The 8,490-nt window shown below is 68.8% G+C and carries 9 protein-coding genes; 6 read left to right on the top strand and 3 right to left on the bottom strand.

Going from position 1 to position 8,490, the window contains the following annotated elements; all coding sequences use genetic code 11:
• The coding region (locus tag NM1_RS34920) for a lipoyl domain-containing protein (protein WP_218022184.1) at positions 1-339 on the bottom strand (339 nt) is incomplete at its 3' end.
• Between the two features lie 118 nt (positions 340-457).
• Positions 458-1,498 (bottom strand): NAD(P)-dependent alcohol dehydrogenase, encoded by a 1,041-nt coding sequence (locus NM1_RS34915; protein ID WP_068030256.1) that lies wholly within the window; start codon positions 1,496-1,498, stop codon positions 458-460.
• Between the two features lie 110 nt (positions 1,499-1,608).
• Here NM1_RS34915 and NM1_RS34910 point away from each other — a divergent pair, with 110 nt between their 5' ends.
• The 6 genes from NM1_RS34910 (at position 1,609) to NM1_RS34885 (ending at position 7,363) form a co-directional block, all read left to right on the top strand.
• Complete coding sequence (locus NM1_RS34910; RefSeq protein ID WP_068030253.1) at positions 1,609-3,084, top strand: flavin-containing monooxygenase; 1,476 nt, start codon at positions 1,609-1,611, stop codon at positions 3,082-3,084.
• A 182-nt stretch (positions 3,085-3,266) separates the two neighbouring features.
• On the top strand, positions 3,267-3,632 hold the full coding sequence (locus NM1_RS34905) for a hypothetical protein (protein ID WP_068030251.1): 366 nt from the start codon (positions 3,267-3,269) through the stop codon (positions 3,630-3,632).
• A 52-nt stretch (positions 3,633-3,684) separates the two neighbouring features.
• The gene (locus NM1_RS34900; protein ID WP_068030250.1) at positions 3,685-4,293 is read left to right on the top strand and encodes a TetR/AcrR family transcriptional regulator; all 609 of its coding nucleotides are present in this window, start codon (positions 3,685-3,687) and stop codon (positions 4,291-4,293) included.
• A gap of 117 nt (positions 4,294-4,410) precedes the next feature.
• Entirely contained in the window at positions 4,411-5,289 is an 879-nt protein-coding gene (locus NM1_RS34895) for a bile acid:sodium symporter family protein (protein ID WP_068030247.1), read from the top strand.
• 72 nt (positions 5,290-5,361) lie between these two features.
• Positions 5,362-6,753: a family 1 glycosylhydrolase gene (locus tag NM1_RS34890; RefSeq protein ID WP_084520333.1), complete on the top strand. Its 1,392-nt coding sequence runs from the start codon at positions 5,362-5,364 to the stop codon at positions 6,751-6,753.
• Between the two features lie 184 nt (positions 6,754-6,937).
• Positions 6,938-7,363, top strand: coding sequence for a hypothetical protein (locus tag NM1_RS34885; RefSeq protein WP_084520332.1), 426 nt, complete (start codon positions 6,938-6,940; stop codon positions 7,361-7,363).
• Between the two features lie 74 nt (positions 7,364-7,437).
• Here the strand turns inward: NM1_RS34885 and NM1_RS34880 are convergent, their stop codons facing one another.
• On the bottom strand, positions 7,438-8,463 hold the full coding sequence (locus NM1_RS34880) for an alpha/beta hydrolase (RefSeq protein WP_068030264.1): 1,026 nt from the start codon (positions 8,461-8,463) through the stop codon (positions 7,438-7,440).
• Positions 8,464-8,490: the final 27 nt, after the last annotated feature.

Here is an 8,490-nt window from a genome sequence, read left to right as displayed (position 1 = left end):
GCGTTCGAGCACTGCGGCACTGTGCACCGCGCGGGCCTCCCGCAGTGCCGCGGCGTGAGCGCCGTCGAGCAGTCCGCGGCGTGCGTCCTCGCGCGCCGGGACACGCCATACCGCCTCGGCGATCGTCGCGAGGACCGTGCCGGCCCGGCCCGTCACGCCGGTGGCGACCACGATGCCGGTCACGATCCCGTCGACGGGGCTCACCACGTCGACCGTGGTACCGGACGCGTCGACCCGCGCCACCGTGTCACCCTCGCGGACGGTGTCTCCGGGCCTGACCAGCCACTCCTGCACAGCGACGGCGGTCCCGTCCGCGCCCGGCATCATGAGCTCGATCATGACCACCCACCGCCTCACGCCCCCATGGACAACTCCACAATAGTCGCCGTGCGAGTGTTCCGCGGCGCACGCGCCCCGCCGCCCCGGTGGGCCACGGCCCGGCGCGGACAACGGCCGCTCACGGCACCAGCACCGCCCGCCCCCGCACCTGTCCCTTGTCGAGGCGGGCGAACGCCTCCGGCCCCTCCGCCAGGGAGTACCGCTCCACCTCGATCCGCAGCCGCCCGGCCTGCGCCAGTGCCAGCGACTCGATGAGGTCGGATTTGGTGCCGCCCAGCGATTTCCGCACCGTGGCACCCCAGGGCCATCCGGGGCCGCCCGCCGGACCCGCGGTCAGTTCGGGTGCGCCACCGCCGATCCCGACCATCCGGTAGGCACCGTTGGGGGCCACGGTCTCGACCGCGAGTTTCGCGGTGGCGTCGATCCCCACGAAATCGAAGACGGCCTCCGCGCCACGGCCGCCGGTCCGGTCGAGAATCTCGGCCGCGGTCTCCGCACCGGCGATCAGGCCCAGGTCGGCCCCGCAGGCGGCGGCCAGTTCCAGTTTGTCCTCGGCGACATCGACCGCGATCACGCGCGCACCGCTCACCGCGCGCAGGATCTGCACCGCGACATGGCCGAGGCCGCCGATACCGATGGCGACCGCCGTGGCGCCCGGACGCAGTTGCTCGCGGGCGCCGCGGATGGCGTGATAGGGGGTCAGCGCCGCGTCCGCCACCGGCGCCGCCTGCAGGAAATCCAGGTCACCGATCGGAACGAACGAATCTGCCGGAATCCGAACGTATTCCGCCATCCCGCCGTCCGGCCCCAGCCCCGGGCACGGTGGATACGCCGCGCGCCCCGCCGCGACGCAGACGTTCTGGTTGCCGCTCGCGCACTCGCGGCAGGTCCCGCAGGTCCAGAACAGGTAGACCACCCCGCGTTCGCCTACCTGACGCCCGGACACCTCGGCACCGACCGCCTCGATGGTCCCGGCGAATTCGTGCCCGAGCGTGAGCGGCTCCTCGCGCAGTTGCATGGGGAAGTTCACCAGTGTCAGGTCGGAATGACAGACTCCCGCGGCGCCGACCCGCAGGAGGAGGTCGGACGGGCCTATCTCGGGCACCGGAACCTCCCGGACCTCAACGGTTTCCGGCCCGGTGTACTGCAGAGCTCGCATCGCACATCCTTTACAGCTGTGATGTGGCGCACACTGTAACAGTTCGCTGGACATCATGTCTATTGAATGACTTAGCGTCTAATATCAGGGTGCGAGACGGGAGCGTAGCGATGAGTCCCACCGAATCCAGGCAGCCGCGCGTCGCCGTCGTGGGCGCGGGAATCTCGGGCATCTGCCTGGGAATCTTCCTGCGGCGCGCCGGTTTTCACGACTTCACCATCTTCGAGAAGGCGTCCGGCTTCGGCGGGACCTGGCGCGACAACAGCTATCCCGGGCTGGTCTGCGACGTGCCGTCGCGGTACTACCAGTTCAGCTTCGCCAAGAATCCGGACTGGACGCGGCTCTACGCCACCGGGCCACAGATCAACAGCTATCTCACCGATGTGGCACGCGCCCACGACCTGCACCGCCACACCCGGTGGAACAGCGAGGTCACCGCCGCCGAATTCGACGGCCGCGCATGGCATCTCACCACCGCGGCGGGCGCGCGCGAGCGTTTCGACTTCGTGGTCTGCGCGACCGGGTTCCTGCATCGCCCGCGGACGCCGGATATCCCGGGCCTGGACACGTTCGCCGGCGCCGCGTTCCACTCCGCCCGCTGGGATCACGCTATCGACCTGGGCGGCAAGCGAATCGGGGTGATCGGGACCGGTTCGACCGGCACCCAGCTGGTGCGCGCGCTGGCCGGGCAGGTGCCGCGGGTGGTGTTGTTCCAGCGTAGCGCCCAATGGATCCTGCCCACGGTGAACCGGCCGTTCACCCGGTTGTCCCGCGTGCTGTATCGGCGATGGCCGGTCCTGAACACCCTCTCGTACCGGCTCAACGCGATGACCTTCGCGCTGTTCTCCCGGGGGCTGGTGCGTCCGGGGCCGGTGCGCCGAGTCATCACCGCGATCTGCGCGGCACACCTGCGCACGGTGCGGGATCCGGACCTGCGGCGGGCCCTCACCCCGGACTATCCGCCGATGTGCAAGCGGCTGGTGGTCTCGGACGGCTTCTACGCCGCGGTCCAGCGTCCCGATGTCGACCTGGTCACCGCGGCCATCGATCACGTCGATCCGCGCGGCGTCGTCACCGCCGACGGCCGCCGTCACGACCTCGACATCCTGGTGCTGGCAACGGGATTCGACTCACACGCCTATATGCGTCCGATGTCGATCACCGGCACCGGCGGCCACACCCTCGATCGCAGCTGGGCCGAGGGGCCGCACGCGTTCGAGGCCATGATGCTGCCGGAATTCCCCAACCTGTTCATGCTCATCGGACCGCACAGCCCGGTCGCCAACCACCCGCTCACCGCCGTCGCGGAGGCGCAGTCCCGCCGGATCGTCGGCTGGCTGCGCCGGTGGTGCGACGGCGATTTCACCACCGTCGAGCCGACCGCCGCCGCCACGGCGGCCTACAACGAGCGCCTGCGCGCGGCCATGCCCGGCACCGTCTGGGCAGCCGGTTGCCACAGCTGGTATCTGGGGCGCAACGGGGTCCCGGAGGTGTGGCCGTCCAGCCCGGCGCGCTTCGACGAACTCATGCGGCGCACTCCCGATCTCGCCGACTATCACCTCGACCGCCGGGTCGTGACCCGGTAGTACCACCTGGATTCCGCCGCAACACAATACAATCCGAAACCCGCAAACCCCCTTTTCGGTATACCCTCGCATCGGCAACCGCAGAGCACGAAAATAGTATGAACAGTTCATCGAGTCCCGAAGCGCGGCTCGCCGGTTACGCCGGGCAGTCCGGCGAGAGCCCAGCGACTCCGGAGAGCGCCATGACCGACGACACACGGAGCACACCGCCGCCGCATACCGGCGGCGTCCGGCCACCGTACGTATTCCTCGACCCCGCTCCTCGACCCGCCGAGGTCGACAGCGAGGTCGCCGTCGCCACCGATCGGCTGGTCCGGCACCTGTTCGATGTCGGGCTGCAGCTGCACACGCTGCAGGCGGTGTTCGACAATCCGGGCACCACCAGGGCCGAGATCCGCGCCGCCGGCGCGGCGGTGGGCGCGATCATCGATGATCTCGATCTGCTCATCCGAGACGCGGGCCTGGCCATGCTCAGCTTCACCACCGAACGCATCCCGACCCACAGCTCCCAGCGCCGCAGGCAGGGCGCACGACGTCCGCGCGGGTGACCTAACCGAGCACTCGGTCAGTGTTGTTATCTTCCCGTGATACGATTCGGCCATGTCGACACCCGGGCGTCCGCGCGGTGCGGCCCGTAAGGAGCGGATCCTGGACGTCGCACTGAAGACGTTCGCCGACAACGGTTTCCGCGGCGCCTCCATAGCCGAGATCGCCGAACGCTGTGGCCTCTCGCAACCGGGGCTGCTGCACCACTTCCCCACCAAGGCCGCGCTGCTGACCGCCGTGCTCGAGCACCGCGATCGCGTCGATCTGGAGCGGCTCGGCTTCGACGAGCAACTGCGCGGACCGGCCGCGCTCGACCGGCTGGCGCGGCTGGTCGAGTACAACGTGCACGTCCCCGGTCTGGTCCAGCTGTTCACCGTGGTCAGCGGCGAAGCCGTGACCGCCGACCACCCCGCGCACGGCTGGGCCGTCGACCGCTATCGCCGCCTGCAGCAGTGGCTGGTGCGGGCCCTCGACGGCGGCATCGCGGCGGGCACCGTCGCCGCCGGGGTCGACACCGCCGCGGTCGCGCGACAGGTGACGGCGATGATGGACGGGTTGCAGCTGCAGTGGCTGCTGGATCCCGAAAACGTCGATATGGCAGCGCTTTTCCGCGACTACATCGATGAGCTCATCGTGCGTGTATCGGCAGCACCCGTCGGCTGAGGGTGTTCTTCACCACCACTGAGGGTTCTCGGGCTCGCCCGGGCACCCGGCGACTCACTAGTGTCGACACTCGTCGCCGACGCGGCCCGTCGGCACGTGCGCAGATGAGGAGTTGCAGTGGGTTCGTTGTTCGCGGTGTTCCTGCCGCTCGCCCTGGCCCTGGTGATGTTCGGCCTCGGGCTCACCTTGACGGTGGACGATTTCGCGCGGGTGCTGCGCTATCCGAAGGCGGCCGCGGTGGCCCTGGTGTGCCAGATGCTGCTGCTGCCCGCGGTCTGCCTGGGCCTGATCTACCTGTTCGGGCTCGACGGCGCGGTGGCGGCGGGCATGCTGCTGCTGGCCGCCTCGCCCGGCGGACCGTCGGCGAACCTGTTCAGCCACATCGCCGGGGGCAATGTGGCGCTCAACATCACGCTCACCGCGGTCAATTCGGTACTGGCCGTGTTCACCCTGCCGCTGGTGGTCGGGCTCTCCTACACGCTGTTCCTCGACGGGGACGCCGGGATCGGATTGCGGCCGGATAAGTTCGCGCAGGTCTTCGCGATCGTGCTGATACCCGTCGCACTCGGCATGTGGGTGCACCACCGGTTCCCGGACTGGTCGCGGCGGGCGCGGGGCGCGGTGAAGGTGCTGTCGATCGTGGTGCTGGCGCTGGTGGTGGTCGCGGCCGTGGCCCGCGATTTCGACACTCTCACCGACAATGTCGGCGCGCTGGCGGCGGTGTGCCTGCTGCTGGCCACGGTCGGCATTCTGGTGGGCTTCTACGTATCGCGGCTGTTCGGCATCGAGGCCGATCAGGCGGTCGCCGCGGCCATGGAGATCGGCATCCACAACGGCGCGCTGGCCATCGCGGTGGCGACCTCGGTCCTGCACAACTCGGCGATGGCGGTGCCACCGGCGGTCTACGGCGTCCTGATGAACGTGCCCGCCGCGGTGGCCGCGGCGCTGTTCGCCCGGCGCGCCCGCGCCGCCGGGCTGGAGACGACCGCGGCCTGATACCGGCCCCGAACGCGCGACACGCCGCCCGCCACCCCGGATTTCAGCAATCGTCCAGCTACGCTTGCTGGAATGCGACAGTCGAATCGCCGACACGCGCTGGCGGCCTGTGCCGCCGCGGTAGCGACCCTGGTCCTGCCGGGGCTGGTGTCGGCCGCGCCCGCCGACCGGGCCGGCGGCTCGTGGCGGCTCGGTGACGACTTCCTCTGGGGTGTGGCAGCGTCCGGCTTCCAGTCCGAAGGCTCTGCGCCCGACAGCAACTGGACCCGATACATCGAATCCGGCGCGGTCGACGAGTACCAGAATTCGGTGCGCTTCCTCGACTTCTACGAGGACGACATCAAGCACGCCGCCGCGCTCGGCGTGAAGGTGTTCCGGATGAGCATCGAATGGGCCCGAGTACAGCCCGAACCCGGCCCCGACGGGTGGGACGAGCAGGCATTCGTCAAGTACGACAAGATGATCAGGCGGATCCACGCCTACGGCATGACGCCGATGATCACCCTCGACCACTGGGTGTACCCGGGCTGGGCGGCCGACCGCGGCGGCTGGCTCGACCCGGCCATGGTCGAGGACTGGCTGACCAACGCGCGCAAGGTCGTCAACCGCTTCGCCACATACGATCCGATCTGGGTGACGATCAACGAACCCCTCGCCTACGTCGGCGCCGAGCGCCGCATCGGCGCCATCACCTCCAACGAGGAGGCGGATCTCATGGTGGACCGACTCGCCCAGGCGCACAACGACATCTACGACACGATCCACAACAATCAGCCGGACGCCCTGGTCACCAGCAATGTCGGCTTCGTGTCCGGCAAGGAGGCCGAGGTCAACCACGGGTTCGTCGACAAGGTGCGCGACAAGCTCGACTTCGTCGGCGTCGACTACTATTTCGGTCCCGACGACCAGACCGCCGCCACCGGCACCTCGGCCGGAGCGCCGCAGATGTGGGAGCTGCCGCAGCAAACCGAGGGCATCTATTACGCCCTGCGGCACTACCACGAGTATCTCGGCGGCAAACCAATTTACGTGGTGGAGAGCGGAATGCCCACCGACAACGGAACCGACGGTCCCTGCCGGAAACGGAACGAACCGCCGATCGAGGCCACGGGCGACCAGCCCTACTGCCGCGCCGACCATCTGCGTGACACCCTCTACTGGATCCAGCGCGCCAAGGCCGACGGCATGAACGTCATGGGCTACAACTACTGGAGCCTCACCGACAACTACGAATGGGGAAGTTACGCACCGCGTTTCGGCCTGTACACCGTGAACGTGGAGAGCGATCCCACGCTGACCCGAACCCCGACCGGCGCGGTCGACGCCTACGTCTCGCTCATCCAGAACGGCGGCGTCGCCTCGGATTACATCCCCACCCGGCTCCCGACCGAGTGTTCCCAGGTGGATCCGCCCGCGAGCTGCGACCGGCCGGTGACCGTCGACCCGCGGGCGACCGGATCCTGACCCTTCTCTCGACCACGCTGCGGCACACAGGATTCCCACATGTGGGGACGCCGGGACCGGACGAACCGATCGGGAACTCCCGTAGGGTTCGGCGTCGCCCCGGTAGCTGCGCCGAAGTTTGGGCGCCGACCGGGCGGGGTAAGTAGCGAAACGCTGCATGTCACATGAAGGAAAAGGTTCTACATTGATCAACGCCAAAAAGTCGCTCGCGGTGTGCGCGGCCGCCCTCGGAATCACCGCCGGTACGGCTGTCTTCCTGCCCGGAACGGCCTCCGCGGCGGACTACCGCGGCCAGTGCGGTGAGGGCTTCAAGGTGATCGACCAGCACCGGCTCGACCAGGGAAAGCACAAGGGCACGATCTTCCTCACCTACGACGGCCGGACGAACTGCGTGGTCACCGTCCGTGATCAGCCGGGTGAGGAAATCCCGATGGCCGCCGCCGTGCGCCAGCATTCGGACCATGACGCGGTGGTCATCAACGACGGCCGCAAGTTCTCGGAGTACGCGTTCGCGAAGGTCGAGGCCGAGGGCAAGTGCATCGATTGGGGCGGCAGCATCGAGGACGACCTCTGGCAGACCACCAAGCCGGGCCAGCACTGCGGTAACTGACGGCTCGCGTGCGGGCGGTGTGCGGGTTCGACCCCGCACGCCGCCCGCACTGCGCTGCGCCCTTCGTCAGCCCCTTATGCGGGCAACTCGAGCCCCGCCGCCAGCACCGGCCACGACTTGATCAGCGCGTCGTGCCAGTAGCCCCACGAGTGCGTGCCCGTGGGCGGGAAATCGTAAGTCGCCGGGATGCCCAGCGAATCCAGCTTGCCCTGCATGTTGTGGCTGCAGTAGTTGACCGCCGCCTCGATGACGCCGCCGATGGTGAGCTGGTTGGCCCAGCCGCCGACGCCCGGCAGGGTATACGGGCCGTCGAGGCCGTCCCACTGTCCGGGCAGCCCGGATCCGCTGGAGATGAACAGATTCAGCCCGCGCAGCTGGTCGGCGTGCACGTACGGGTCGTTCTCGGCCCACATCGGGTCGTTCTGGGGGCCGTACATGTTCTCGGTGTTGCCGCCGCCCCACAGGTTGACCGCCAGGTTCACGAAGGTGTAGCCGGTGGGATCGGAGATCTGCGCGCAGCCGCTGTAGGCCGCGACCGACTTGTACAGGCCCGGTTTGGCGATGGGCAGCTGCAGGACCGAGGTGCCCGAGGTGGACAGGCCCGCAATGGCATTGAGGCCGTTGGTGCCCAGCGCGCCGTCGATCAGCGGCGGCAGTTCCTCGGTGAAGAACGTCTTCCACTTGTTCACGCCCAGTACGGGATCCGGCGCGCGCCAGTCGGTGTAGTAGCTCCACTTGCCGCCGACCGGCTGGACCACGTTGACGTCCTTGTCGGCCAGGAACCGCAGCGTATCCGGGGCGCGCTGATCCCAGGTGGCGCTGTCCTCGCCGCCGCCGGCGCCGTTGAGCAGGTACAGCACCGGACGCGGTACCGACGCGTCCCGCGGGCGCTGCACGTCGACGGGGAAGGTCTGGTTCATGGCCGCCGAATAGACGTACAGGCGGATATTGCGATCGTCCTGAACGGTGGCCCTGGTGATGTAGGAGCCGTCAGCGGCGCGCGGGTCGGCGAGCAGGCTCTTCGAGGTGATGACGGGGTCGCCGGTGTCGGCGGCCGCCGGGCTCGCCACCACCGCCGTCGACAGCACCGCGAAAGTCATTGCGGCGACAGCCGTTCCGATCCGATT

The sequence above is a fragment of the Nocardia mexicana NBRC 108244 genome (assembly GCF_001613165.1).
GTDB classification, from domain to species: Bacteria; Actinomycetota; Actinomycetes; order Mycobacteriales; family Mycobacteriaceae; genus Nocardia; species Nocardia mexicana.
This window is presented reverse-complemented; position numbering and strand designations above follow the sequence as displayed.

Coding starts and splice junctions, on each gene's coding strand:
- NM1_RS34915 (WP_068030256.1), bottom strand. CDS start 1,498: ATGCGAGCTCTGCAGTACACCGGGCCGGAAACCGTTGAGGTCCGGGAG.
- NM1_RS34910 (WP_068030253.1), top strand. CDS start 1,609: ATGAGTCCCACCGAATCCAGGCAGCCGCGCGTCGCCGTCGTGGGCGCG.
- NM1_RS34905 (WP_068030251.1), top strand. CDS start 3,267: ATGACCGACGACACACGGAGCACACCGCCGCCGCATACCGGCGGCGTC.
- NM1_RS34890 (WP_084520333.1), top strand. CDS start 5,362: ATGCGACAGTCGAATCGCCGACACGCGCTGGCGGCCTGTGCCGCCGCG.
- NM1_RS34900 (WP_068030250.1), top strand. CDS start 3,685: ATGTCGACACCCGGGCGTCCGCGCGGTGCGGCCCGTAAGGAGCGGATC.
- NM1_RS34880 (WP_068030264.1), bottom strand. CDS start 8,463: ATGACTTTCGCGGTGCTGTCGACGGCGGTGGTGGCGAGCCCGGCGGCC.